Source organism: Pseudomonas sp. 8AS, assembly GCF_902506505.1.
Taxonomy (GTDB): Bacteria; Pseudomonadota; Gammaproteobacteria; order Pseudomonadales; family Pseudomonadaceae; genus Aquipseudomonas.
In genome coordinates this window covers 330078-355084 of record NZ_LR733406.1, presented here as the reverse complement: position 1 = coordinate 355084, position 25007 = coordinate 330078, and the positions used below count along the sequence as shown (strand labels likewise).

At 58.0% G+C, this 25007-nt stretch carries 18 protein-coding genes and 1 pseudogene; 10 read left to right on the top strand and 9 right to left on the bottom strand.

What is annotated here, in order from left to right:
- The first annotated feature begins 13 nt into the window (after window positions 1–13).
- From tssI (GV001_RS01595) to GV001_RS01550, 10 genes and pseudogenes are all read left to right on the top strand, one after another.
- A complete protein-coding gene (gene tssI, locus GV001_RS01595) occupies window positions 14–2542 on the top strand; it encodes a type VI secretion system tip protein TssI/VgrG (protein WP_160077463.1) in 2529 nt (842 codons plus the stop codon).
- Window positions 2539–5997 carry a hypothetical protein gene (locus tag GV001_RS01590; protein ID WP_160077461.1) on the top strand — a complete coding sequence of 1153 codons (3459 nt, stop codon included), beginning with the start codon at window positions 2539–2541 and terminating at the stop codon, window positions 5995–5997. Before tssI (GV001_RS01595) ends, GV001_RS01590 begins: the two co-directional genes overlap by 4 nt.
- Entirely contained in the window at window positions 5997–7322 is a 1326-nt protein-coding gene (locus tag GV001_RS01585) for a hypothetical protein (protein ID WP_160077459.1), read from the top strand. Before GV001_RS01590 ends, GV001_RS01585 begins: the two co-directional genes overlap by 1 nt.
- A 28-nt stretch (window positions 7323–7350) precedes the next feature.
- A pseudogene (gene tssI / locus GV001_RS01580) lies at window positions 7351–8577 on the top strand (type VI secretion system tip protein TssI/VgrG); the annotation flags it as partial.
- 185 nt (window positions 8578–8762) lie between these two features.
- Window positions 8763–9904, top strand: a protein-coding gene (locus tag GV001_RS01575; RefSeq protein ID WP_160077457.1) for an IS3 family transposase whose coding sequence is annotated in 2 segments (ribosomal slippage) — window positions 8763–9015 and window positions 9015–9904 — 1143 coding nt in all. Because the reading frame shifts where the segments join, the coding sequence is not laid out codon by codon here.
- 215 nt (window positions 9905–10119) lie between these two features.
- A complete protein-coding gene (locus tag GV001_RS01570; RefSeq protein ID WP_160077455.1) occupies window positions 10120–12774 on the top strand; it encodes a glycoside hydrolase family 19 protein in 2655 nt (884 codons plus the stop codon).
- A 1-nt stretch (window position 12775) separates the two neighbouring features.
- The gene (locus GV001_RS01565) at window positions 12776–13483 is read left to right on the top strand and encodes a hypothetical protein (RefSeq protein WP_160077453.1); all 708 of its coding nucleotides are present in this window, start codon (window positions 12776–12778) and stop codon (window positions 13481–13483) included.
- A 9-nt stretch (window positions 13484–13492) separates the two neighbouring features.
- Window positions 13493–13822, top strand: coding sequence for a DUF3304 domain-containing protein (locus GV001_RS01560; RefSeq protein ID WP_160077451.1), 330 nt, complete (start codon window positions 13493–13495; stop codon window positions 13820–13822).
- A 232-nt stretch (window positions 13823–14054) separates the two neighbouring features.
- Window positions 14055–14660, top strand: coding sequence for a hypothetical protein (locus GV001_RS01555; protein ID WP_160077449.1), 606 nt, complete (start codon window positions 14055–14057; stop codon window positions 14658–14660).
- A gap of 53 nt (window positions 14661–14713) precedes the next feature.
- Window positions 14714–15373, top strand: coding sequence for a hypothetical protein (locus GV001_RS01550; RefSeq protein WP_160077447.1), 660 nt, complete (start codon window positions 14714–14716; stop codon window positions 15371–15373).
- Here the strand turns inward: GV001_RS01550 and glmS are convergent.
- The 9 genes from glmS to GV001_RS01505 form a co-directional block, all read right to left on the bottom strand.
- A complete protein-coding gene (gene glmS / locus GV001_RS01545; RefSeq protein WP_160077445.1) occupies window positions 15334–17196 on the bottom strand; it encodes a glutamine--fructose-6-phosphate transaminase (isomerizing) in 1863 nt (620 codons plus the stop codon). The genes GV001_RS01550 and glmS overlap by 40 nt on opposite strands.
- Before the next feature lie 11 nt (window positions 17197–17207).
- Window positions 17208–17981 carry a DeoR/GlpR family DNA-binding transcription regulator gene (locus GV001_RS01540; protein ID WP_160077443.1) on the bottom strand — a complete coding sequence of 258 codons (774 nt, stop codon included), beginning with the start codon at window positions 17979–17981 and terminating at the stop codon, window positions 17208–17210.
- A gap of 137 nt (window positions 17982–18118) precedes the next feature.
- Entirely contained in the window at window positions 18119–19477 is a 1359-nt protein-coding gene (glmU, locus tag GV001_RS01535; protein ID WP_160077441.1) for a bifunctional UDP-N-acetylglucosamine diphosphorylase/glucosamine-1-phosphate N-acetyltransferase GlmU, read from the bottom strand.
- A 131-nt stretch (window positions 19478–19608) separates the two neighbouring features.
- On the bottom strand, window positions 19609–20034 hold the full coding sequence (locus tag GV001_RS01530) for a F0F1 ATP synthase subunit epsilon (protein WP_160077439.1): 426 nt from the start codon (window positions 20032–20034) through the stop codon (window positions 19609–19611).
- A gap of 40 nt (window positions 20035–20074) precedes the next feature.
- Window positions 20075–21451: a F0F1 ATP synthase subunit beta gene (gene atpD, locus GV001_RS01525; RefSeq protein WP_160077437.1), complete on the bottom strand. Its 1377-nt coding sequence runs from the start codon at window positions 21449–21451 to the stop codon at window positions 20075–20077.
- 31 nt (window positions 21452–21482) lie between these two features.
- On the bottom strand, window positions 21483–22343 hold the full coding sequence (gene atpG, locus GV001_RS01520) for a F0F1 ATP synthase subunit gamma (protein WP_160077435.1): 861 nt from the start codon (window positions 22341–22343) through the stop codon (window positions 21483–21485).
- A 50-nt stretch (window positions 22344–22393) separates the two neighbouring features.
- Window positions 22394–23938, bottom strand: a complete 1545-nt coding sequence (gene atpA, locus GV001_RS01515) for a F0F1 ATP synthase subunit alpha (RefSeq protein ID WP_160077433.1) — start codon at window positions 23936–23938, stop codon at window positions 22394–22396.
- Window positions 23939–23959: 21 nt separating this feature from the next.
- Complete coding sequence (locus GV001_RS01510) at window positions 23960–24496, bottom strand: F0F1 ATP synthase subunit delta (RefSeq protein ID WP_160077431.1); 537 nt, start codon at window positions 24494–24496, stop codon at window positions 23960–23962.
- 12 nt (window positions 24497–24508) lie between these two features.
- Window positions 24509–24979 carry a F0F1 ATP synthase subunit B gene (locus GV001_RS01505; protein ID WP_160077429.1) on the bottom strand — a complete coding sequence of 157 codons (471 nt, stop codon included), beginning with the start codon at window positions 24977–24979 and terminating at the stop codon, window positions 24509–24511.
- Between the last annotated feature and the right edge of the window lie 28 nt (window positions 24980–25007).

Here is a 25007-nt window from a genome sequence, read left to right as displayed (position 1 = left end):
CAAGGACGACAGAATGTTCAACCCCGCCAACCAGACCCACTTCAGCCTGACCCTCGACGGCCAGCGCCACGACCTGCAGGTACTCGAATTCCACGGCCGCGAAGCGCTCAACCAACCCTACCGCTTCGAGGTGGATCTGGTCAGCGAGCGCCCCGACCTCGACCTGCAGAGCCTGCTCGGCCAGCCCGCCTTCCTCGCCTTCAGCCCGGACGGCCAGGGCATCCATGGCCTGGTGCACGACGCCGCCCAGGGCGAGTCCGGCAAGCGCCTGACCCGCTACCGCCTGGTGCTGCAGCCCAAGCTGGCCTGGCTGGCGCAACGCACCAACCAGCGCATCTACCAGCAGCTGACGGTGCCGCAGATCATCGCCCTGGTATTGGAGGAGCACGGCATCCTCGGCGGCGCCTACCGCTTCCAGCTCGGCCCGACGGTTTATCCAGCGCGCGACTACTGCGTGCAGTACGACGAGAGCGACCTGCACTTCATCCAGCGCCTGTGCGAAGAGGAAGGCCTGCACTATCACTTCGAACACAGCAGCACCGGCCATGTGCTGATCTTCGGCGACGACCAGACCAGCTTCCCACGCCTGGGCCAGCCCACCGCCTACGTGCAGGACAGCGGCATGGTCGCCGACGAACCGGTGATCAAGCGTTTCGCCCTGCGCCTGGCCACCCGCAGCAACCGCGTGACCCGCCGCGACTACGACTTCGAACAACCGCGCCTGCTGCTGGAGGCCGCCGCCAAGAGCGAGTTCCAGCCTGACCTGGAAGACTACGACTACCCCGGCCGCTACACCGAGCGCACACGCGGCAAACACCTGGCCCAGCGCGCCCTGGAACGCCACCGCGCCGACTACCAGCTGGCCCAGGGCGAGAGCGACCAGCCACGCCTGGTGACCGGCCACCTGCTGGAAATCTCCGACCACCCGCGCCGCGAATGGAACGACCTCTGGCTGCTGCAGGAAGTGCTGCACGAAGGCAAGCAACCGCAGGTGCTGGAAGAATCCATCACCAGCTTCCAGGGCGGCGGTCTCCCCTCTCCCTCCGGGAGAGGGGCCGGGGGTGAGGGTCCATCCAGCAACTCGGACACCTTCCACCAGGGCTACCGCAACCGCTTCACCGCCACCCCCTGGGACGTGCTGCACCGCCCCACCCTGCGCCATCCGAAACCCAAGGTACTGGGCAGCCAGAGCGCCGTGGTCACCGGCCCCAAGGGTGAAGAAATCCACTGCGACCAATACGGCCGGGTCAAGGTGCAATTCCACTGGGACCGCGAAGGCCAGGCTGACGACACCACCAGTTGCTGGCTGCGCGTGTCCTCCAGCTGGGCCGGCGACCGCTACGGCGGCATCGCCATCCCGCGCGTGGGCATGGAGGTGCTGGTCACCTTCCTCGAAGGCGACCCCGACCAGCCGCTGGTCACCGGTTGCCTGTACCACAAGGAACATGTGGTCCCTTACGACCTGCCGGCGAACAAGACCAGGACCGTCCTCAAGACCCTCAGCTCACCCGGTGGTGGCGGCTACAACGAGCTGCGCATCGAGGACCGCAAGGGCCAGGAGCAGATCTACATCCACGCCCAGAAGGACTGGGACGAGAACGTCGAGCACGACCAGAAGATCCGCATCGGCCACGAGCGTCACGACACCGTCGAGGCCAACAGTTACACCGAGCTCAAGGCCGAGGAACACCACACCACCCATCAGGATCGCAAGGTGGAGGTGAAGGCCGAAGACCACCTGACCGTCACCCAGAACCAGCACATCAAGCTCGGCACCGCCCAGCTGACCAAGGCCGGTCGCGAGATCCACCTCAAGGCCGGGCAGAAGATGGTCATCGAGGCCGGCGTCGAACTCACCCTCAAGGCCGGCGGCAGCTTCATCAAACTCGACCCCAGCGGCATCACCCTGGTCGGCCCCCTGGCCAAACTCAACGCCGGCGGCGCGCCGGGTTCGGGTAGCGGCATCGCCATCAAGCAGCCGTTGCAGCCGGGGATGGCGGACAAAGACAAGGCGGGGAATCTTTTGGATGAGGCGCAGACCGGCAGGCTCACAACCTATACGCCGACTACTGAAGTGCCCGACCTCCGCTTCAATATTCGTCTGGCAGACAGACCCGGTAAGGACGGCCTGCCACTCGCTGGAGCCGTTTGGCGCATCGTGCGGATGCACCAACCGACCTGGAAAAAACTTGGCCGAGTGCCACCGGAAGACCTGATAGCCAAAGGCGAGTCGGATGATCAAGGGCTGGTCAATCTAAGCGATGGCGACCAGAAAAAGTTGTCCCTTGAGTATGCGAAGCACCCAAAGATGCTCTGGTTGGTATACCCAGGCCAATGCATCTCACTGCAGGTGCACTTGGAGAGCAATTGGAGTGAAGAGCAGATGCAAGCGCTTGCCGTTGCCAGTATGGATTTCAGCACAAAACCTCACTCGAACCTCGAACACGCTGATGCTCGCCATGACAAGGAATGTGCCATGGACGACTGGGCGCTTTCCGACGCAAACGCTCTGTACAACAAGCTCAAGGAATTCTTCGCATGACCCAGATGAATGGGATCCACGCCAAGCAACTGGATCAGATCAATACCCGGGAAGGTCAAGCACTATGCGCAACATCGGCGCCGGGGTGGTTCATCAGACCGAACAGCCCTCTGGGTGAGGCCTTTTCACCTCAGCGTGCCGGCAATGCCGTTAAGTTCTTCACCACCGGCACTGACTACTTCAAAGATATTGCCCAAGCGATCAAAAACGCCAAAAAATCGATATTCATCACCGGCTGGCAAGTCAACTATGAGGTTCGCCTCGACGGTGAGACCCGACTCTGGGATTGCCTCTACCATGCAACTCGCAAGGCGGATGCACCCGATATATACCTTATGCCCTGGCTCTCGCCGAAAGCGGCAGTAGATACCGGTGACTTGGAAACCATGCTGGCCGCATTTGTACTAAATGCTGGGTTAAAGCAGCGCAAGGTTTGGTGCTTTCCGGCCATTCAACAAAGCGACATGGGCAACCTGGGCACCTTCTTCTCGCACCACCAAAAGATGGTGGTGATCGACAATGAAATTGCCTACGTCGGCGGCATTGACCTCGCCTATGGCCGCGACGATGACAATAACTTCCGTCTGGCGGCCGGCAAACGTACTGCCCAAGAATTGTACAATCCGTGCATTCCGCCATTGTTTGAGATTGAAGGGCACAAACAATACCCCTACATGACCACTGCCGAATTGATCGGCGCTGCTTTGATGGAAGGTGACGGAATCAGCAAAGTACAGCGCAAAATAGCCTGGGCAAAAGACAACAAGATGTTTAATGCCATGCGCAGTAGTGGCAAAGAGTTTGGCGAATGGCTTGATAAGAAAGGAGATAGTGTTCTTCGCTTTTTTGGTGCTGGCGCTGCTGACACCGTCGGTGGTGTCATCCAAATCGCCGAGTTCGTCCACAACCAGCTCACCCCTGAAAATATCGAGGCGTGGAAGCGAACTTTGCGCCAGTGGAAGACCTCTTTCGACGCTCTATTGCAGGAGCTGAATGTAGGGCTCAACACAGCCGAAACTCGATTGGATGCAGAAACCACTACCTTCGAGCATACCCAACACGGTCTCGCAACCTTACGCCGTGAGGCGCAGGCCATCAACGCCGCTATTTCTGGCTGGTTACTACAAGCAGAGCAGCACAAAGCCCTGACCCCACAGGACGCACAAAAACTAAAAGCCCAGGCCAGCAACATTCAAGAACGGATAGAGCGCTGGGTCACTCAAGCCGAGCAGCAAATTCCACGAGCTAAAGTCGCCAGTGCCAAGTTCAAAGCCCATCTCGCCAGGCTGAAAAGCCACCTTGAAATCTGGAAGAATCAAGTCGCATCCAAATTCGACCAACTCAGCACCGAGTTGCTCGCGTGGTCCGAGCAAGTCAGAAAATCCGGCCAAGCGCTGAGCAAAGAGCTGATCACCCGAGGCACGGAACTGGTCAATCTATGGGTGGAGCAAACCGGTGTGGGGGCATTCTATGCGTGGTTGAACAACACCCCGACCTCCATCATAAGCGCCAAGGCGATTGAAGAGTTTGACACCATCTCCACTCCATTCGCGCTCTATCTGCACTCCGCGTTGGATCGCCTGGCCGAAGCTCAGAAAGCGCAGCCCTATTCCTACCTAGCCAACCCCAATACCCGCCTTCTGCCCAAAGGCGGCATGATGCTAGACAGCAAAACTCAACCACGCATGCCTTGGCACGACGTGCACATGCGCCTGGAAGGCGCCTCGGTATATGACCTGTCGCGTAACTTCATCTCGCGCTGGAACAGTCTTCAAGCGCGCTTCGACGGTAAAAAGCAGTACATGCCGCCTCTGCTGGTGGGTGTACTGACGTTCTTCGATGACAACCTCGAACCCATCCCGTTCAAAGCACATTACATACCGCAACCGCAGAAGGTTCCGAACAAAGGGGCGATCACCGCTCAAGTATTGCGCAGCGCACCGCTGAAACTACTCCACGAGGAGCACAAAGGAGCCCAACGCTCCGGCAGTGCCAGCCTCCCGGCTGCGCAATCGCGCCAAGCCAACTGCTTGCAGGCCACGTTGCAGGCGATCTCCAGTGCCCAGCATTTCATTTACATAGAAAACCAGTTCTTTCAGAGCGTCTATGGGAAAAGCATTCCTGAGGAGCTGAATGCCACACCCGGACCCATGACCAGTTTGATGAACGTAAAGGGGCTGCCTGGCTACGACCGATATGCGGCTCGACTGCGCCTCGACAAGCTTGAGGAGAACCCTACAAACCTGCACAAGATCGACTACCACGAACTGGCGGACATGATCCGCACCCGCGAGGCGGAAACCTTCACTAATGGTCTGCTACAGGTGCTTAGTAACCAAAGCGCGATGGAAGCCCTGCGCGCTATGCAAGAACCCCAAGCCCACCTGCTCAACCCCCTTAACGAGGCGCTCGCCGAGCGCATCGAGCGCGCCATTGAGATGGGCGAGAATTTCCACGTCTATATGGTGCTACCGGTTCACCCGGAAGGCCCTCTCAATGCCATCAATCTGATGACCCAGGTTCACCTCACCATGCAGAGCCTTTCGCTTGGCGAACACAGCCTGATAAAGCGAATTCAGCGGGCTATGGCGATCAAAGGTTATATGGATAGGGGACAGACGGAAGAGCAGGCAAACAGGCAGATAGAGTTGAAAGACAAGGATGGTGTTTTCCTCTATGAGGAGGAACAGTGGCAGCAATATTTGACGCTGCTCAACCTGCGCACCTGGGAAATGCTGGGGGGCCGCCCCATTACCGAGCAAATCTATGTGCATAGCAAACTGCTGATTGCCGACGACCGGGTCGCCATCATCGGCAGCGCCAATATCAACGACCGCAGCCAACTCGGTGACCGCGACTCGGAACTGGCGGTAGTGCTTTCCGGTGGAGCGGCCGTCACTACCCAGATCGATGGCCGCTGCGCCTACCCGGTCTGCCAGCCGGTGCAGCAACTGCGCGTGGCCCTGTGGCGCAAACTGTTCGCCCTGGAGGCGAGCGATCCCGGCATTATGGTCGCCCCGGCCAGCCACCTAGCCAGCACCCTGATGCAGCCAGCCGCCCCCAGTACCTGGCAAGCCATTCAAACCCAAGCAAACGAGAATGCCAAAGCCTACGAAGAGGTGTTCCCACATATACCTCGCAACGATGCCTCCATCTGGCCCACCTGGCCGCAAATGAGCACCGCCCGCGCCACCCCCAATCTGCCCGCCGAACAGGTGGATGTCTTTATGCCCTTCGAGCAAGGCTTCTGGAAACACCCGCGCCACTCGCAACGCCCAACTGAAATAAAAGGTTTTATCACCGCGCTGCCGGTGAACTGGACTCGCCAGGAGTACAACGACTCCACCTTTAACCTGACCGTCCTCGCACAGATCGAACCCCGACCGTCCGCAGGCACCTCTGCTACTGCCCTCGCCAGCCACTTTCCAACCGCCCCTGACAACGAGGCCACCTGATGCGCCTGTTCACACTTGCCATTGCTCTGCTTCCTTTCTTAGCCCTAGCAGAACAGACTACTACGGCGACCGATTATAAAAAGCCCGACGGCTGGCGCACTGAATGCCTCGGTCGCTCACAGTTCGACATGCCACCTGACGCCGTTTGGCATTTGAAAGTGCCCTATGACGACTCGATCAGCTACAGCCCAATAGACCCATGGTTCGGAGATCGGATCCACTACGGCAGCGCGCCGCTGGATAACATCTATCAACTGGTCAATATCAAAGTAAGCCCCAAGACAACCCGAGAGCTGTTTGATCAGGCAGTCCGTATTGAGGTGCCCAGTAAAGAGGAGGCTCAACTTCGAGTGCTGGAAGGTCAAATCAAAGCGAAGGAACAGCAGTACGATCGTAACAAAGATGATTGGACACAGCACCGTAATGAAGTACGAGCGATGGAAGACGAATACCAGCGCTACAAAAAAATGTTCAACGATATTTTTGTCCTGCCGATGATAATTAATGACGTCAGAAAGAATGGCCGACCGACTGATAAGTTAGAGACTGAACTCAAATCCTATAAGATGGAAGTTGCAACCCTGCCCACGGATGAGCGCTATGAAAAGGAACGCACCTTCGATCTCGGCCTGCCCGATGCTGCCGGAGCCTGGCACCCGGACAAGCTGATCGTTCATCTGTGGCGCAATGAGCGTATCTACACCTTCGAGTTCGGCCCACGCGACTCGGAGTTCAAAAGCAGCTTTGAAGCAGTTGAGCCGCTGGCCCGTGACCTCCTTACGCGCTTTCGCCCGCGTGCCGAGTTCGAGATTCCAGAGGAAACAGGTTTCTGCATTCCATTCGGCTTTATCGCCGATGACGGCACGCCGCACTACGATCTGATGATCGCCTGGCACCCCGCCGCCAATCCCTACCTGCTGCACAACCTTAAACTGAGTGACAACCCCGGTCATATGCTGGAACTGTTACCCATGCTGACCAAGCGCATGATGGGCAATCCATTCCCCGGCGCAGTGAGCATCGACAACTTCGGCCCACGCCGCATCGACATCGGCAACAGCAAAGGCACCCTCACCGGGCGGCGCATCCAGGCCATCGAACCCGAAGGCGACCGCCTCTCGCCACACGGGCAGTACGCCTTCAACGTGGGCGCTGTCGCCAGTGAACATACACCGACACTGCTCTACAAACTCGAAAGCTACGCCAACGACAACCCACCGCCCCAATTCGAGCAAACCGAAGCCGAGGTATTGACCTTTATGAAGAGCTTTCGCCCGCTACCGGGTGTAGCCAAGCAAATAGACACCGCGGCCAACAATCAGTAGCCATGAGCACAGCACCCAAGGCTACGCACTGCTCTTCGGCGACGACCAGACCAGCTTCCCACGCCTGGGCCAGCCCACCGCCTACGTGCAGGACAGCGGCATGGTCGCCGACGAACCGGTGATCAAGCGTTTCGCCCTGCGCCTGGCCACCCGCAGCAACCGCGTGACCCGCCGCGACTACGACTTCGAACAGCCGCGCCTGCTGCTGGAGGCCGCCGCCAAGAGCGAGTTCCAGCCTGACCTGGAAGACTACGACTACCCCGACCGCTACACCGAGCGCACACGCGGCAAACACCTGGCCCAGCGCGCCCTGGAACGCCACCGCGCCGACTACCAACTGGCCGAAGGCCGCAGCGACCAGCCCCGCCTGCTCAGCGGCCACCTGCTGGAAATCTCCGACCACCCGCGCCGCGAATGGAACGACCTGTGGCTGCTGCACGAGGTGATCCACCAAGGCAAACAGCCGCAGGTGCTGGAAGAGTCGATCAGCAACTTCGGTGCCGGTGGAGATGGGGCATCAGGCGACTCCGACTTCCACCAGGGCTACCGCAACCACTTCAGCGCCAGCCCCTGGAACATCCTCTACCGCCCACCCCTGCAGCACCCGAAACCGCGCGTGCTGGGCAGCCAGACCGCGGTGGTCACCGGGCCCAAGGGCGAGGAGATCCACTGCGATCAATACGGCCGGATCAAGGTGCAGTTCCACTGGGACCGCGAGGGCCAGGGCGACGACACCAGCAGCTGCTGGCTGCGCGTTTCCAGCAGCTGGGCCGGCGACCGCTACGGCGGCATCGCCATCCCCCGCATCGGCATGGAAGTGCTGGTCACCTTCCTCGAAGGCGACCCCGACCAGCCGCTGGTCACCGGCTGCCTGTACCACAAGGAACATGTCGTCCCCTACGACCTGCCGGCGAACAAGACCCGCAGCGTGTTCAAGACCCTCAGCTCCCCCGGCGGTGGCGGCTACAACGAGCTGCGCATCGAGGATCGCAAGGGCCAGGAGCAGATCTACATCCACGCCCAGAAGGACTGGGACGAAAACATCGAGCACGACCAGAAGATCCGCATCGGCCACGAACGCCACGACACGGTCGAAGCCAACAGCTACACCGAGCTGAAAGCCGAGGAACACCACACCACCCATCTGGATCGCAAGGTGGAGGTACGCGCCGATGACCACCTGACCGTGGCGCAGAACCAGCACATCAAACTCGGCACCGCCCAACTGACCCAGGCCGGCCGCGAGCTCCACCTGGCGAAGTGATTGCCTATCGAATAGACCAGACCTATCCCGAGACACAGTACGGCTCTACCAATATGCCAGGGTCCGGTTCGGGGGCTGTAACCGCTAAATACTCGACTAGTTTCGTGCTGGTGTGGCTCAATGATTCTGGACACCCCGATAGGGCGTTAAGCTTCGCCCAGCCATGAGGTGTTTGCGTGACCAGAAGATCATTCAGTACAGATTTCAAACTCGAAGCAGCCAGCCTGGTTTTGGATCAGGGGTACTCCATTCCCGAAGCCTGCAAATCGATAGGCGTAGGCCCGACTGCATTGCGTCGCTGGGTAGAGCAACTGCGCAGCGAGCGTGGCGGCACTACACCACCACGCAGCAAAGCGCTGACTCCTGAGCAAAGGCGCATACAGGAACTGGAAGCCCAGGTTCGGCGCCTAGAGCGGGAGAAAGAGATTCTAAAAAAGGCTACCGCTCTCTTGATGTCGGACTCCCTCGATCAGTAGCGCTGATTGAGGCATTGGGCGAGCGTTATCCACGAGCCGAACTGTGCCGGGTGTTTGATGTGCAGCGCAGCAGCGTTTACGAAGCATGCAAACGCCGTCGCCGAGTTGATCACAGGCGAATTGCCTTGCGTCAGCTGGCTGCCGAGCTTCATGCACAAAGTCGTGGTGCCGCAGGAGCCAGAACATTATCGGCAGCGCTGCGAATACAGGGTGTGCAGGTTGGTCGCTTTCTGGCTGGACGCCTGATGAAAGAAGCCAGGTTATTCAGCTCGCAATGTCGCAAGCATCGCTACCGCAAGGCTGATGGTGAAAGCGCCATTGCGGCCAACACACTGGATCGGCAGTTCACAGTGAGCGGCCCCAACCAAGTGTGGTGCGGTGATGTGACATACATCTGGGCGGGTAATCGCTGGATTTACCTGGCGGCAGTCATGGATTTGTATGCGCGCCGCATCGTCGGTTGGGCACTGTCCAATCGACCTGACTCGCAGCTCACGACACGCGCGTTACGCGTGGCCTACGAGTCCCGAGGTTGCCCGCAGCAGCTGATGTTTCACTCTGACCAGGGTTGCCACTACACCAGCATTGAATTTCGCCAGATGCTCTGGCGCTACCGTATCAAGCAGAGCATGAGCCGCCGCGGCAACTGCTGGGACAACGCGCCGATGGAGCGTTTTTTCAGAAGCCTGAAAACGGAATGGATGCCGGAGCATGGCTATGCCAGCCAAGGGCAAGCTGAGGCTGATGTGCTGCGCTACCTGACGGATTACTACAACCATCAACGACCACACAGCTACAACGGATACAGAACGCCAGCGGAAACCGAATCACTGGCCGGATAAACCTAAACCAGTGTCCAGTTTTCGTTGACCACAACATAAAACACCAGCTGACACTGCCACCGGCACCGCCCCCTCCTCCCCCATCCACAAGTGAAGCAACCACGCTTCCCTCAGATACGGCATCTACAGATGCCAGCACCGAAACTGATCCTGCACCAACCAGTTCTGGGCCAGCAGCTGCAGAGCCCGAGTGCCTGACTTTCTATAGCTTGTATATGCACTTGCTCGACTTGACCGGCTATGAGGCCAACCCAACACTTCAACGCCCAGCGTTCTGGGGTGCTGGGCTCTGCAAAGTCAAGTCCGACGCTCCCGACAAGGTTCGGGGTTTGAACGTGCGGGAGCATTACAAGGTGGTTGAGTCGAATGAGCATTATGCCCAGTACCAAAACAAGCTCACGACCTTGCCACGCGGTACCCGGATCGAAACGGGAGAGGCGGCTGCTAGCCCCAATCACAACTGGCGCAGGCTGATCAGGGCTACTCCCGCAGTGGAAGGCCTAGCAGAGAACACCGGCTGGGTTTACGTCCTGGAAGCCAAGGAGCTGGCAGAAAATCAGTATCTCGTCAGCGAAGACAAATCCACAGACATTCCCGCAATAGAACAGATTGGTCTGCATGTCCGCGAGAGCGCCAATGCCAGCAGTAATGTCCTCGCCGTTCTACCTCATGGCACCGAGATACAGGTAAGTGGGGAAGGTAACTACGTGAAGCTGGAGGCCATCGTCAGCGGAAATGCCATTCCGCCACTGACCGCGGGTGCCGATGGCAAGCTTCCGGGCTACGTCTGGCTGCAGTCCTTGGAGGCACAGCGCTCACCCAATGACTTGGCCAAGGACAATGTCTATCCCCTGCCCGTGGCTCAAAAAATCAAGGCCGGCGAACTGATCGGTCATATGGGTCTTTATCAGGAACACGATCAAGAAGGCCCAACATCTCGCCTGCATTTGGAAGTGTTCAGCTGCGAGGATGTGCCGGCCTTTATCGAAAAGAGTAAGCAGCGCGCCGAGTCTCTCCCTAACGATCAGAAGACCCTGATCATGGTAGGTAAACGCTCGACAATTATTCAGCCCACCTCAGCGGATACCCAAATTTCCGCCAATTATGATGTGCGAACCTCTACCGATACACCCACCGAAGGCTGCTGGGTCAAGGTGCAGCCCTACGCCGTATTGAAGATCAACAAGAGCGACTTGGGTGCCTATAGCAGCAAGCAATATGCCTTGGATGCCAACCAGAAAAGCGCTCTCGCTACCACACACGGTATCGATGTAAGCGAAATGCCGGATAAGGTCGACTTCCTGATGGAAACTTATTTGGCCGATGGCACCGATCCGCAGCCCTATACCAGTGGCGCCATTCCAACCTCACGCCCCATGCGCAAGATAGGGGTGAAGCTGGACACCCCTGTTTGGGTCAAGCGCAGCATGCTCGATGCGCAAGGTCAGCGCTCAAGCACCAGCGGAGTACTTGAAGCGTGGAAGAACTTCCCCCTGAGCCAACGTATCGACGGTGTAGCTTGCGGCTTCGATCGAATTCTAAGCAAAGCCTCTTGGAGCGACCTCGGTGTCGACCATAAAGCCATCGACGCAGACACAACCCGCTGGTGGTACGTGAGAGTCGCCAACGCCGCCGACCAAGATGTCTCTGGCTGGATATGCGAAAAAGATCTCATAGTGACCCAACACTCTCCGTGGGGGTGGCCCGGCTTCAGCTACCTAAAAGACGCGACCACCCTCGTCAGTCAGCACGCGCAGGCTCTTAACACTCAAGGAGAGCTCTCGACGGAAGAAGTCCAGACGTACGCCGCCAAAATCGACGAAGCTGAACATGGGCCAATTTTTCAGAGCCTATTCGAGATCATTGACCAACCCAATAACGAAGGCATACGTGATAAAGAGCTTACACCACTCGAAATCAAGAACGCGTTAGACAAACCATGGCTAGCTCAGCAACTATCCTTGCTTATAACTAATTACGAGAGCGAATGGTTTTGGAAGGAGGAGAAGTGGGATGAGCTGGATAAATTGATGGGCCATACTCCAGCCGATCAGAACTTGGATTGGGTGCGTGAAAAGGAGCGGATACAGAAGCTGTCATGGTGGAGTGATATAGCTGGGACACATGGAGTCAGCACTCATGGATTGACTTGGCACATCCACCCCATTGGCATGTTGGCAAACTACGCAAGTAAGCAGGAACTGATAAATATCGATAAGTTTATTGAGACATACACCCCTTTGCATCCCACATTCAACAACACAGCCAATCTCGGGATCACGTCAAAGGAAAATCTCAAGGAATTCTTGAAAAATATAAACAAATACTACTCAGAGCATGACGAAAAGCCAAACAGGTACGAACTCGCCTATATGCTCGCAACTGCAAGACACGAAATGTACCACTTTCCAACCGGCGAGTACTTCAGCAAGAAACCTGAAGTAGGAGACTATCATTACTTCGACAAGTACGACCCCGTACTGGCTGACACTCCGCAAAAACGGCAGAATGCCATAGACCATGAGAATACTGTGGAAGGAGATGGTTTCAAGTACCGTGGACGTGGCCCGGTTCACCTCACGTGGAAAGTAAACTACAGAAGAGCAATGGAAAAATTCGGCCCCGACTTTGTCAACAATCCAGATTTGGCAGCGGAATTTGAAAACTCCGTGCCAATCATGATATGGGGAATGAAAGCCGGAATATTCACAGGAAAGAGTATTGGTGAATACATAAAAAGCACCACTGTAGATTATGAAGGCGCGCGCAGGGTTATCAATGGTGTCGATGAGAAAGTACTGATTGCTTCATATGCAAAGAAATTCGAAGAAATTCTTAAAAATTCTTCCTCAGCACCAACGGAATTCTGAAATGAAAACATCACTTATCGCGGTATCATTCGCAATAGTTTTCTCTGCTAACGCGGCTGAAATAATTAAAGGAGAGAACGGAAGCATTATTTTAGATAGCAAGCCAAACCCAACAATTTACAAAGACATAACGCAATCCAGGGATGGTATCTATAGAGACCTAATCCAGACTAACAGCACCCCCGCACTATTCACTTCAGGTGGCGCAGACATCATTTATACGCTGAAGGAGGAAAATGGGAAAATCATTATCGATTGCGCCATTGCCGAAACCAGAAGCAATCAAACTGGCATATCCATAAGAAAATCCATGTGCAACATAAATAAAGAGCTGGATGCAGACTATGCAGAACTAGGATACATATACACCGATCAATGGAAGGATGAGGTCTCAAGCATTGACATTACCAAGCTGACCCAGAGTATGGAACCGTTGGATATAATCAAAGGGAACCTGAACGGGATCGAAATACACGAAAGGTACAACACCATTTCCCAATTGAAAAATACAACTCCAGAAACATATCTTAAGAAAGGAAAAAACTGCTACAACATCCCTGACAACAAGACTTTTATAAATTATTCGACCACCAACCCCAGCCAACCTCTGAATATTTCAATACTGACTGACGCCGAAAACTACATTTTTAACGTATACGAACAAAAAGATCTAAACTCTCTTGACTACATTCCATGCAGCGGAAAATAATTTTTTGAATTGGCTACGCCTCTTTCACCGGCGTTCAGCCAATGGCACGTCGACGCTCAGTACTCAATCGTAAACAAGGCGACGCAGTACAATAGGTACAATAGGGGACAGACCACGATTATTAAACGTGGCCTGTCCCCTAATACTCTCACCCGCCACCGCGCCACCGTCGAGATTCCTCGCTATGAAGTCGTAGGCAGCATGAAAGTCCACTTTCTGCCCTGCGATCAGGTGCTGGTCGCCGTCAATAATGTTCAACCGGGTTACCCAGGCTACCCCCACAACGACGTCATCAACGCGCTCAATTTGGAGGAGCCTGAAACATGTCCCAACACCTAAACCTTACGTTCTGCTTCCTGCTGGCATTGCTTATAGGCGGCTGCCAGGCCCAACCGCCCAAACTCCTGCACCCCTCGGTAGAGAAAAGGGGACGGATTTATTTTACGCGCTGACTCTTGGGTTAATAAATCCGTCCCCTTTTCTCTCTAACCACTCCATGGCCAGCTGATGCACATTTCACCGAGCGCGACAATCTAACTAAAAATTCCGTAAAATATCTAGGGGATCATTAATGAAACTAATTGTAGCATTATTATTTTCAGCACTCAGCATAAACACACATGCTGAAAGCCAAAATATAAAACTACAATGCCAAGAGCATAAAGAAGGCACAAATTTAAAATTAACATTAGTTACCACTGGAATTAAATTTGAAATATCGAACGCTCAGAAGAACTGTAAATCAGAATTCACCTACAGTAAATCAACAGAGGGTAAAGAGTTATTTATAATAAAATCATGGCCCACAAGTGACGAATTTGGAGAAAATGCTCAAAACGATATATTTATCTCATCAGCACCAGATAAAAAAGCGATATACATAGGTTCCATTCCAGTTAGTGCAAATTTTATAAATGAAAAAACCTACAAAAATATATCACAAGTCGGCGGCTCAATTTACGAAACAATTTATATAATAAACACCAACGCGATATCCATACGGCAGCCCAGCAAAGAGCTTATGTTTTCTGATACACAATGTATTTATTTAAAAAAAGACAGCAATACCTGCAAAAATATTACCGGAACATTTGAAAGCCCGATCTGTATTTACAATATCGAAGGTCGAAAAATACTAGAAGAACCCTCAAACTGCTCGAGTCTGTCCCTAGAGTAAGATTTTTATAAAACTCACAAGCAATGACGGTTACCGCCCCATCAGAAGTAGTGATGCGAATTACAGAATTTATAAGAACTAGCATCCTGATCCTCGCAGCCTCCACGGTTTCCATTTGTCTGGTGGAGGACTTTTCCGAAAGCATTGAGATTCCGGACAGCCAATGGCGCGTCGATACCCAATGCTCAACTGTCAGCAAAGCAATGCAATGCGCGATCTCTGTCAGCGATGGCACGCAGGAAGAGAAGGTGCTCGATTACCCCGCAGCCCCCGCATCAGCAAGCTATGAAGCAGGTGTATTCCTACTGACCTTCGGCTGCGGAACCGCCTGTTCGGCTACTTACGCCTACAAGCTCGGCGGCTCACTGGGCGGGCCATTCCCGTTGGTTGAAATCGTCGATAGCGAACGGGAAGTCGTGATGAGCCTGGGAGACCGATCGGTACGCTTCTACCGGATGTTCGACGCCACCGATAAACCGCTGCATGAGGTCACTCCCAAGTTCGGCGGCTACAGCCTGCTGGAAAGCATCGCCGACACGGGCATCGAGGATCACGTATTCCGCATGACTTACCAAGGCCAGCGGAGCTGGAGATGCTGGAATACGAAGCACCTCCGCTGCCGTAGCGCCAATAAAAAGCGGGCCATTGGCCCGCTTTCTCTTTTCGCTCTCAGTTACTCCACCGTCACCGACTTCGCCAGGTTGCGCGGCTGATCGACATCCGTGCCCTTGAACACCGCCACGTAGTACGACAGCAGCTGCAACGGCAGGGTGTAGAGGATCGGCGCCAGGGCGTCGTGGATGTGCGGCATGTTGACCACGTGGGTGCCGGCACCGTTGCTCATGCCGGCTTGCTGGTCGGCGAAGACGATCAGTTGACCGCCGCGGGCGGCGACTTCCTGCAGGTTGGATTTGAGCTTTTCCAGCAGCTCGTTGTTCGGCGCCACGGTGACCACCGGCATATCGCTGTCCACAAGCGCTAATGGCCCGTGCTTGAGCTCGCCGGCCGGGTAGGCTTCGGCGTGGATGTAGGAGATTTCCTTGAGCTTGAGCGCGCCTTCCATGGCCACCGGGTATTGTGCGCCACGTCCGAGGAACAGGGTGTGGTGCTTCTCGGCGAACAGTTCGGCGATCTTCTCCACGGTCTTGTCCATGGCCAGGGCTTCTCCCAGGCGGGTCGGCAGGCGGCGCAGTTCTTCCACCAATTCGGCGACCACACCGGCTTCGAGGGTGCCGCGCACTTGGCCGAGGGCCAGGGTCAGCAGCATCAGGCCGACCAGCTGGGTGGTGAAGGCCTTGGTCGAGGCCACGCCGATTTCCGGGCCGGCATGGGTCAGCAGGGTCAGGTCGGACTCGCGCACCAGGGAGCTGATGCCGACGTTGCAGATGGCCAGGCTAGCCAGGTAGCCGCCGTTGTCCGGCGCGCATTGCTTGGCGTTGCGCAGGGCGGCCAGGGTGTCGGCGGTTTCGCCGGACTGGGAGATGCTGACGAACAAGGTGTCCGGCTGTACCACCACCTTGCGGTAGCGGAACTCGCTGGCCACTTCGACCTGGCAGGGGATGCCGGCCAGACCTTCGAGCCAGTAACGGGCGACCATGCCGGCGTGGTAGCTGGTCCCGCAGGCGACGATCTGTACGTTACACACCTTGGCGAACAGCTCGGCGGCTTGCGGGCCGAAGGCCTGGACCAGCACGTGGTCAGTGCCCAGGCGACCTTCCAGGGTGCGCTGCACGACCTTGGGCTGCTCGTGAATTTCCTTGAGCATGAAGTGGCGGTACTCGCCCTTGTCGGCGGCCTCGGCGCCTTCGTGGTACTGCACTTGCTCGCGCTGTACCGACTGACCGCTGGCGTCCCAGATCTGCACGCTGTCGCGACGGATTTCGGCGATGTCGCCTTCTTCCAGGTACATGAAACGGTCGGTGACCTGGCGCAGGGCCAGCTGGTCGGAGGCCAGGAAGTTCTCGCCCAGGCCCAGGCCAATCACCAGCGGGCTGCCGCTGCGGGCGGCGAGGATACGGTCGGGCTGCTTGGCGCTGATCACGGCCAGGCCATAGGCGCCGTGCAGCTCGGGAATCGCGGCCTTGAGGGCGACAGCCAAATCGCCGTGTTCAGCCAGCTTGTGCTGCAGCAGGTGGACGATGGTTTCGGTGTCGGTGTCCGAGGTGAACACGTAGCCCAGGCCTTGCAGGCGGGTGCGTAGCTCTTCGTGGTTCTCGATGATGCCGTTGTGCACCACGGCCAGTTGTTCGCCGGGCGCTTTACCCGAGAAATGCGGGTGGGCATTGCGCTCACTGGGCGCGCCGTGGGTGGCCCAGCGGGTGTGGGCGATGCCCAGGTGGCCGTTGAGCGGCTCGCCGGCCAGGGCCTGGCCCAGCTCGGCGACCTTGCCTACGCGGCGGCAGCGCTGCAACTGGCCGTTCTGGGTGAAGACCGCCACGCCGGCGCTGTCGTAACCGCGGTACTCCAGGCGCTTGAGGCCTTCGACCAGGATCGGGGTGATGTTGCGTTCGGCGACGGCGCCAACGATGCCACACATGGCTGTTCTCCTTAAGGTTGCACGGCGGCGAGGATCAGGGTGATGCCACGCGCCTTTATCTGTTCGGCCGCCTGGGCATCCAGGCGGTCGTCGGTGATCAGGGTATGGACGCTGCTCCAGGGCAGCTCCAGGTTGGGAATCTTGCGGCCGATCTTGTCGCTCTCGACCATGACGATGACTTCGCGCGCCACCTCGGCCATCACTCGTGACAGGCCCAGCAGCTCGTTGAAGGTGGTGGTGCCACGCTGCAAGTCGATGCCATCGGCACCGATGAACAGCTGGTCGAAGTCGTAGGAGCGCAGCACCTGCTCGGCGACCTGTCCCTGGAAGGACTCCGAGTGCGGGTCCCAGGTGCCGCCGGTCATCAGCAGCACCGGCTCGTGCTCGATATCGCGCAGGGCGTTGGCCACGTTCAGCGAGTTGGTCATCACCACCAGGCCGGGCTTGTAGCCGAGCTGCGGGATCATTGCCGCCGTGGTGGTACCGCTGTCGATGATGATCCGCGCATGTTCGCGAATGCGTTCGACCCCGGCGCGGGCGATGGCTTGTTTGTAACTCGAGACCGGCTGCGCCGGCTCGCCGATCAGCTCCTGCGGCATGGGCACCGCGCCACCGTAGCGGCGCAGCAGCAGGCCGTTTTTCTCCAGGGCGGCGAGGTCCTTGCGAATGGTCACTTCGGAGGTGGCGAAGGCACTGGCCAACTGGTCGACACTGACCTCGCCCTGCTCGCTGAGCAGAGCGAGGATGGTGTGGCGACGTTGCGGTGTGTTGCGCTTGGAGATCATTAAGTTTCGAATCGAAAGATAATTGCGCGAATCAAAACCTAACGAAAGCTGATGGTCAAGCCTGAAACGGACAAAAGGCGGCCTGGGCCGCCTTTTAGTGAGAGATGGGTATCGCTGCGCTCAACCCATCCTACGGTTCACTTCTTGGTCGGGCGTTTCCAGCCTTCGATATTGCGCTGCTTGGCCCGGCCGACGGCCAGGGTCTTGGCCGGTACGTCCTGGGTCACGGTGGAGCCGGCGCCGGTGGTGGCGCCATCGCCGAGAGTCAGGGGTGCTACCAGAGAGCTGTTGGAACCGATGAACACGTCCTCGCCCAGCACGGTGCGGAATTTGTTGGCGCCATCGTAGTTGCAGGTGATGGTACCGGCGCCGATGTTGGTCCGCGCACCGATCTCGGCATCGCCCAGGTAGCTCAGGTGGCCGGCCTTGGCGCCCTCGCCCAGCACCGCGTTCTTCAACTCGACGAAGTTGCCGACATGGGCCTTGGTGCCCAGCCTGGCGCCCGGGCGCAGGCGGGCGAACGGGCCGCAGTCGGCGCCCTCGCCCAGCTCTGCGCCTTCCAGGTGGCTGTTGGCCTTGACGATGGCGCCGCGGCGCAGCACCGAGTCCTTGATCACGCAGTTGGGGCCGATCTGCACACCGTCCTCGATCAGCACCTGACCTTCGAGGATCACGTTCACATCGATCAGCACATCGCGGCCGACTTTCACTTCGCCGCGCAGGTCGAAGCGGGCCGGGTCGAGCAGGGTCACGCCCTGGGCCATCAGGCTACGGGCGGCGCGCTGCTGGTAGTGGCGCTCCAGTTGGGCGAGTTGGATGCGGTCATTGGCGCCGAGCACTTCCATCTCGTCCTGGGCCGTCTCGGTGGCCACCACCAGGCCATCGGCCACGGCCATGGCGATCACGTCGGTGAGGTAGTACTCGCCCTGGGCGTTGCTGTTGGACAGGCGGCCCAGCCAGTCGCCCAGGCGCTTGCCGGGCACCGCGAGGATGCCGGTGTTGCCCTCGCGAATGGCGCGCTGCGCGTCGCTGGCGTCCTTGTGCTCGACGATGGCCTGCACCTGGCCGGCGGCGTCGCGAATGATGCGGCCGTAGCCGGTCGGGTCGGCCAGGTTGACCGTGAGCAGCCCCAGTTGAGCGTCGTTGGCCTGCTCCAGCAGACGGGCCAAGGTTTCCACCCGGGTCAGCGGCACATCGCCGTAGAGGATCAGTACCTTGTCCGCTTCCAGCGCCGGCAACGCCTGGGCCACCGCGTGGCCGGTGCCCAGCTGTTCGGCCTGCAGTACGAAGTGGATATCGTCAGCCGCCAGGCGCTCGCGAACCAGCTCGGCGCCATGACCGATCACCACATGGATCTTGCGCGGCGAGAGCTGGCGGGCGGTATCGATCACATGGCCGAGCATGGACTTGCCGGCAATCGGGTGCAGCACCTTGGGCAGCGCCGAACGCATGCGGGTGCCCTGGCCGGCGGCGAGGATGACGATTTCGAGCGACATGGAGTGCGATCCTGAACTGATGCGGTCAGTCGGCGGCGCTGCGTGAGCGGGACTGGCCGCGAATAAACGGCGGAAAAGAAAAAGGGTAGCCAAGGCTACCCTTTATCCCAACGCTGTTGAAGCCGGTGGCCTTAGCCGCCGAACTTCTTGCGCAGTTGTTGCACGGTACGCAGCTGGGCTGCGACCTCGGCCAGATGGGCCGATGCGGAACCGTAGTCGAACTCCGCGCCATGCTGGTGCAGGGCCTTTTCGGCGGCCTTGAGGGCCTCCTGGGCTGCTGCTTCGTCGATGTCGCTAGCGCGAGTGACGGTGTCGGCCAGGACCTTCACCATGTTCGGCTGCACTTCGAGGAAACCACCGGAGATGTAGTACACCTCCTGCTCACCGCCCTGTTTTACCAGACGGATCGGACCCGGCTTGAGGTCGGTGATCAGCGGGGCGTGGCCCGGAGCGATACCCAGATCGCCCAGGTTGCCGTGCGCGATAACCATCTCGACCAGACCGGAAAAGATTTCCGCTTCGGCACTGACGATATCGCAATGGACAGTAATGGCCATACGCTTGCCTCAGGTGAGCGCCCGTTGCCGGGCGCACGGATTACAGTTTCTTGGCTTTCTCGATGGCTTCTTCGATGCTGCCAACCATGTAGAACGCCTGTTCCGGCAGGTGATCGTAGTCACCTTTCAGAATACCGCTGAAACCAGCGATGGTGTCCTTCAGGGAAACGTACTTGCCTGGCGAACCGGTGAAGACTTCGGCCACGAAGAACGGCTGGGACAGGAAGCGCTGGATCTTACGAGCGCGGGATACCAGTTGCTTGTCGGCTTCGGACAGTTCGTCCATGCCGAGGATCGCGATGATGTCCTTCAGTTCCTTGTAACGCTGCAGCACGTACTGCACGCCACGTGCGGTCTCGTAGTGCTCCACACCTACAACCAGCGGATCGAGCTGGCGGGAGGTGGAGTCCAGCGGGTCCACGGCCGGGTAGATACCCAGGGAGGCGATGTCACGCGACAGTACGACGGTGGCGTCCAAGTGGGCGAAGGTGGTCGCCGGGCTCGGGTCGGTCAGGTCGTCCGCAGGTACGTATACGGCTTGTACCGAGGTGATCGAACCGTTCTTGGTGGAGGTGATGCGCTCTTGCAGAACGCCCATTTCCTCGGCCAGGGTCGGCTGGTAACCCACTGCGGAAGGCATACGGCCCAGCAGTGCGGATACTTCGGTACCGGCGAGGGTGTAACGGTAGATGTTGTCGACGAACAACAGTACGTCACGACCTTCGTCACGGAACTTCTCGGCCATGGTCAGGCCGGTCAGGGCTACGCGCAGACGGTTGCCTGGCGGCTCGTTCATCTGACCGTAAACCAGGGCTACCTTGTCGAGAACGTTGGAGTCCTTCATCTCGTGGTAGAAGTCGTTACCCTCACGAGTACGCTCACCCACACCGGCGAACACGGAATAACCGCTGTGTTCCATGGCGATGTTACGGATCAGTTCCATCATGTTTACGGTCTTGCCGACACCGGCACCGCCGAACAGACCGACCTTACCGCCCTTGGCGAACGGGCAGACCAGGTCGATTACCTTGATGCCGGTTTCCAGCAGCTCGTTGCCGCCCGCTTGTTCAGCGTAGGACGGCGCAGCGCGGTGGATTTCCCACTTTTCTTCTTCGCCGATCGGGCCGGCTTCGTCGATCGGGTTGCCCAGCACGTCCATGATCCGGCCCAGGGTCGCTTTACCGACCGGTACGGAGATGGCCTTGTTGGTACGGGTGACGTCCAGGCCGCGTTTCAGGCCTTCGGTCGAACCCATGGCGATGGAACGAACCACGCCGTCGCCCAGCTGCTGCTGAACTTCCAGGGTGGTTTCGGCGCCGGTTACTTTCAGCGCCTCGTAGACTGCCGGCACCTGATCACGCGGGAATTCCACGTCGATGACGGCGCCGATGATTTGAACGATACGTCCGCTACTCATCTTTGGTTCCTCTGAATATTTGAACCGTTCTTTAAACCGCGGCAGCGCCGCCGACGATTTCCGAAATTTCCTGGGTGATCGCTGCCTGACGCGCCTTGTTGTAGATCAGCTGCAGGTCTTTGATCAGTTCGCCAGCGTTGTCGGTGGCGTTCTTCATCGCGATCATCCGCGCAGCCTGTTCAGCCGCGTTGTTCTCGACCACCGCCTGGTATACCTGCGATTCCACGTAGCGCACCATCAGGCCGTCGAGCAGCTGTTTGGCGTCGGGTTCGTAGAGGTAGTCCCAGTGGTGCTTGAGCTCAGCATCCGGAGTCGCCACCAGCGGAACTAGCTGCTCCACTGTCGGCTTTTGCGTCATGGTATTGATGAACTTGTTCGAGACCACGGACAGACGATCGATGCGACCTTCGAGGTAGGCATCGAGCATGACCTTGACGCTGCCGATCAGGTCGTTGATCGACGGTTCCTCGCCCAGGTGGCTGATCGCAGCAACGACATTGCCACCAAAGTTGCGGAAGAACGCCGCACCCTTGCTGCCAATCACGCAGAGATCAACCTCTACGCCTTGCTCGCGATTGCTCGCCATGTCCTTGACCAGAGCCTTGAACAGGTTGGTATTCAGACCACCACACAGACCACGGTCCGAACTCACCACCACATAACCGACGCGCTTTACTTCGCGCTCGATCATGAACGGATGACGGTATTCCGGGTTGGCGTTGGCCAGATGACCAATCACCTGGCGGATACGCTCCGCATAGGGACGGCTCGACGCCATGCGCATTTGTGCTCTGCGCATTTTGCTGACCGCCACCTTTTCCATGGCGCTGGTGATCTTCTGCGTGCTTTTGATGCTCGCAATCTTGCTGCGAATCTCTTTTGCGCCTGCCATGTAACACCTATCAGGTTAGCAAGCGGGGATCTTGCGATCCCCACTGCGGCTTACCAGGTTTGAGTGGCCTTGAACTTCTCGATACCGGCTTTCAGCTGGCCATCGATGTCGTCATTGAAGTCGCCCTTCTCGTTGATCTTCGCCATCAGTGCGGCGTTCTCACGGTTGAAGAAGGCGATCAGGGCCTGCTCGAAGCTGATGATCTTGGCGACTTCGATGTCGGCCAGGAAGCCACGCTCGGCGGCGTACAGCGACAGAGCCATCTCGGCGATGGACATCGGCGCGTATTGCTTCTGCTTCATCAGCTCGGTTACACGCTGACCATGGTCAAGCTGCTTGCGAGTGGCTTCGTCCAGGTCAGAAGCGAACTGGGCGAAGGCCGCCAGTTCACGGTACTGAGCCAGAGCGGTACGGATACCACCGGAAAGCTTCTTGATGATCTTGGTCTGAGCCGCACCACCCACACGGGATACCGAGATACCGGCGTTGACGGCCGGACGCAGACCCGAGTTGAACATGGCCGATTCCAGGAAGATCTGACCATCGGTGATCGAGATCACGTTGGTCGGAACGAACGCGGAAACGTCGCCAGCCTGGGTTTCGATGATCGGCAGAGCGGTCAGGGAACCGGTCTTGCCAGTCACGGCGCCATTGGTGAACTTCTCGACGTACTCTTCGGAAACGCGGGAAGCGCGCTCCAGCAGACGGCTGTGGAGATAGAACACGTCGCCCGGGTAGGCTTCGCGGCCCGGCGGACGGCGCAGCAGCAGGGAGATCTGGCGGTAGGCAACGGCTTGCTTGGACAGGTCGTCGTACACGATCAGGGCGTCTTCACCGCGGTCGCGGAAGTATTCGCCCATGGTGCAACCGGCATACGGTGCGATGAACTGCAGGGCAGCCGATTCGGAAGCGGACGCGGCCACCACGATGGTGTTGGCCAGGGCGCCGTTTTCTTCCAGCTTGCGCACGATGTTGGCGATGGTCGATTGCTTCTGACCGATAGCCACATAGACGCAACGGATGCCGCTGTCTTTCTGGTTGATGATGGCGTCGATGGCCAGAGCGGTCTTACCGATCTGACGGTCACCGATGATCAGCTCGCGCTGGCCACGGCCAACCGGGATCATGGCATCGACCGACTTGTAACCGGTTTGCACCGGCTGGTCGACCGACTTACGCCAGATCACGCCCGGCGCAACCTTCTCAACCGCGTCGCTGACGACGTTGTTCAGCGGGCCTTTGCCGTCGATCGGGTTACCCAGTGCGTCGACCACGCGACCCAGCAGTTCCGGACCAACCGGAACTTCCAGGATGCGGCCGGTGCACTTGGCGCTCATGCCTTCGGCCAGCGACTGGTAGGCACCCAGAACCACGGCGCCGACGGAGTCGCGCTCAAGGTTCATGGCCATACCGTAGACGCCGCCCGGGAACTCGATCATTTCGCCGTACATGACGTCGGCGAGACCGTAGATCCGCACGATACCGTCAGACACGCTGACGATGGTGCCTTCGTTACGAGCCTGGGAAGAGACGTCGAGTTTCTCGATACGTCCCTTGATGATTTCACTAATTTCGGAAGGATTGAGTTGCTGCATTGCTCTGCTGCCCCTTCAAACTCAAGATTTCAACGCTTCGGCCAGTTTCGCGATTTTGCCGCGAACCGAGCCATCGATAACCAGGTCGCCTGCACGGATAACCACACCACCGATAAGGGCGGCATCTTCCGTTGCATGCAGACGCACTTCTCGACTGAGCCGTGCGCTGAGAACCTTGGCGAGTTTGTCTTGCTGTTCTGTGCTCAATGCAAAGGCACTGGTCACTTCCACGTCCACCGACTTTTCCTGCTCGGCCTTGTACAGCTCGAACAGTGCGGCGATTTCCGGCAACAGGTCGAGACGACCGTATTCGGCGACGATGGAAATGAAGTTACGTGCCTGGGCATCGAACTTGTCACCACACACTTCATTGAAAGTGGTGGCCTTTTCTGTACTCGTCAGACGCGGGGCCTTGAGCACGCGTTGCAGGGTGTCGTCTTGCGACACCACTGCAGCCAGGCCGAGCATGGCTGACCAGGAGGCCAGTTGCTGGTGGGCCTGGGCGTGCTCGAAAGCAGCCTTGGCGTAAGGTCGGGCCAGCGTGGTCAGTTCTGCCATGATCGCCCTCGCTTAGATTTCGGCGGCCAGTTTGTTAACCAGCTCCGCATGCGCGTTTTGATCGATGGTGGCTCCCAGGATCTTCTCGGCACCGCCGACGGCCAGGGCACCCAGTTGGGCACGCAGGGCGTCTTTGACGCTGTTCAGTTCCTGTTCGATCTCGGCCTGAGCCTGAGCCTTCACACGGTCAGCTTCGACACGGGCCTGATCACGGGCTTCGTCGACGATCTGAGTACCGCGTTTCTTGGCCTGCTCGATGATTTCAGCAGCCTGGGTTTTGGCTTCGCGCAGTTGCTGGGCCACTTTCTCGTGGGCCAGCTCCAGATCACGAGCCGCACGGTTGGCGGCGTCCAGACCATCGGCGATCTTCTTCTGGCGTTCGCGCAAAGCCGTGATGACCGGAGGCCATACGAACTTCATGCAGAACAGCACGAAAATGAAGAACGCAACGGCCTGTCCAATCAGGGTTGCATTAATGTTCACGCCAACACCTCGCTCGTTCGTTGTTCGT

What these genes read in the sequence shown, in the direction of transcription:
- GV001_RS01585 (WP_160077459.1), top strand. Translation starts at nt 5,997, where the DNA reads ATGCGCCTGTTCACACTTGCCATTGCTCTGCTTCCTTTCTTAGCCCTA.
- atpA (WP_160077433.1), bottom strand. Translation starts at nt 23,938, where the DNA reads ATGCAGCAACTCAATCCTTCCGAAATTAGTGAAATCATCAAGGGACGT.
- glmU (WP_160077441.1), bottom strand. Translation starts at nt 19,477, where the DNA reads ATGTCGCTCGAAATCGTCATCCTCGCCGCCGGCCAGGGCACCCGCATG.
- GV001_RS01550 (WP_160077447.1), top strand. Translation starts at nt 14,714, where the DNA reads ATGCGAATTACAGAATTTATAAGAACTAGCATCCTGATCCTCGCAGCC.
- tssI (WP_160077463.1), top strand. Translation starts at nt 14, where the DNA reads ATGTTCAACCCCGCCAACCAGACCCACTTCAGCCTGACCCTCGACGGC.
- GV001_RS01540 (WP_160077443.1), bottom strand. Translation starts at nt 17,981, where the DNA reads ATGATCTCCAAGCGCAACACACCGCAACGTCGCCACACCATCCTCGCT.
- GV001_RS01530 (WP_160077439.1), bottom strand. Translation starts at nt 20,034, where the DNA reads ATGGCCATTACTGTCCATTGCGATATCGTCAGTGCCGAAGCGGAAATC.
- atpD (WP_160077437.1), bottom strand. Translation starts at nt 21,451, where the DNA reads ATGAGTAGCGGACGTATCGTTCAAATCATCGGCGCCGTCATCGACGTG.
- GV001_RS01570 (WP_160077455.1), top strand. Translation starts at nt 10,120, where the DNA reads ATGCACTTGCTCGACTTGACCGGCTATGAGGCCAACCCAACACTTCAA.
- atpG (WP_160077435.1), bottom strand. Translation starts at nt 22,343, where the DNA reads ATGGCAGGCGCAAAAGAGATTCGCAGCAAGATTGCGAGCATCAAAAGC.
- GV001_RS01565 (WP_160077453.1), top strand. Translation starts at nt 12,776, where the DNA reads ATGAAAACATCACTTATCGCGGTATCATTCGCAATAGTTTTCTCTGCT.
- GV001_RS01510 (WP_160077431.1), bottom strand. Translation starts at nt 24,496, where the DNA reads ATGGCAGAACTGACCACGCTGGCCCGACCTTACGCCAAGGCTGCTTTC.
- GV001_RS01555 (WP_160077449.1), top strand. Translation starts at nt 14,055, where the DNA reads ATGAAACTAATTGTAGCATTATTATTTTCAGCACTCAGCATAAACACA.
- GV001_RS01590 (WP_160077461.1), top strand. Translation starts at nt 2,539, where the DNA reads ATGACCCAGATGAATGGGATCCACGCCAAGCAACTGGATCAGATCAAT.
- glmS (WP_160077445.1), bottom strand. Translation starts at nt 17,196, where the DNA reads ATGTGTGGCATCGTTGGCGCCGTCGCCGAACGCAACATCACCCCGATC.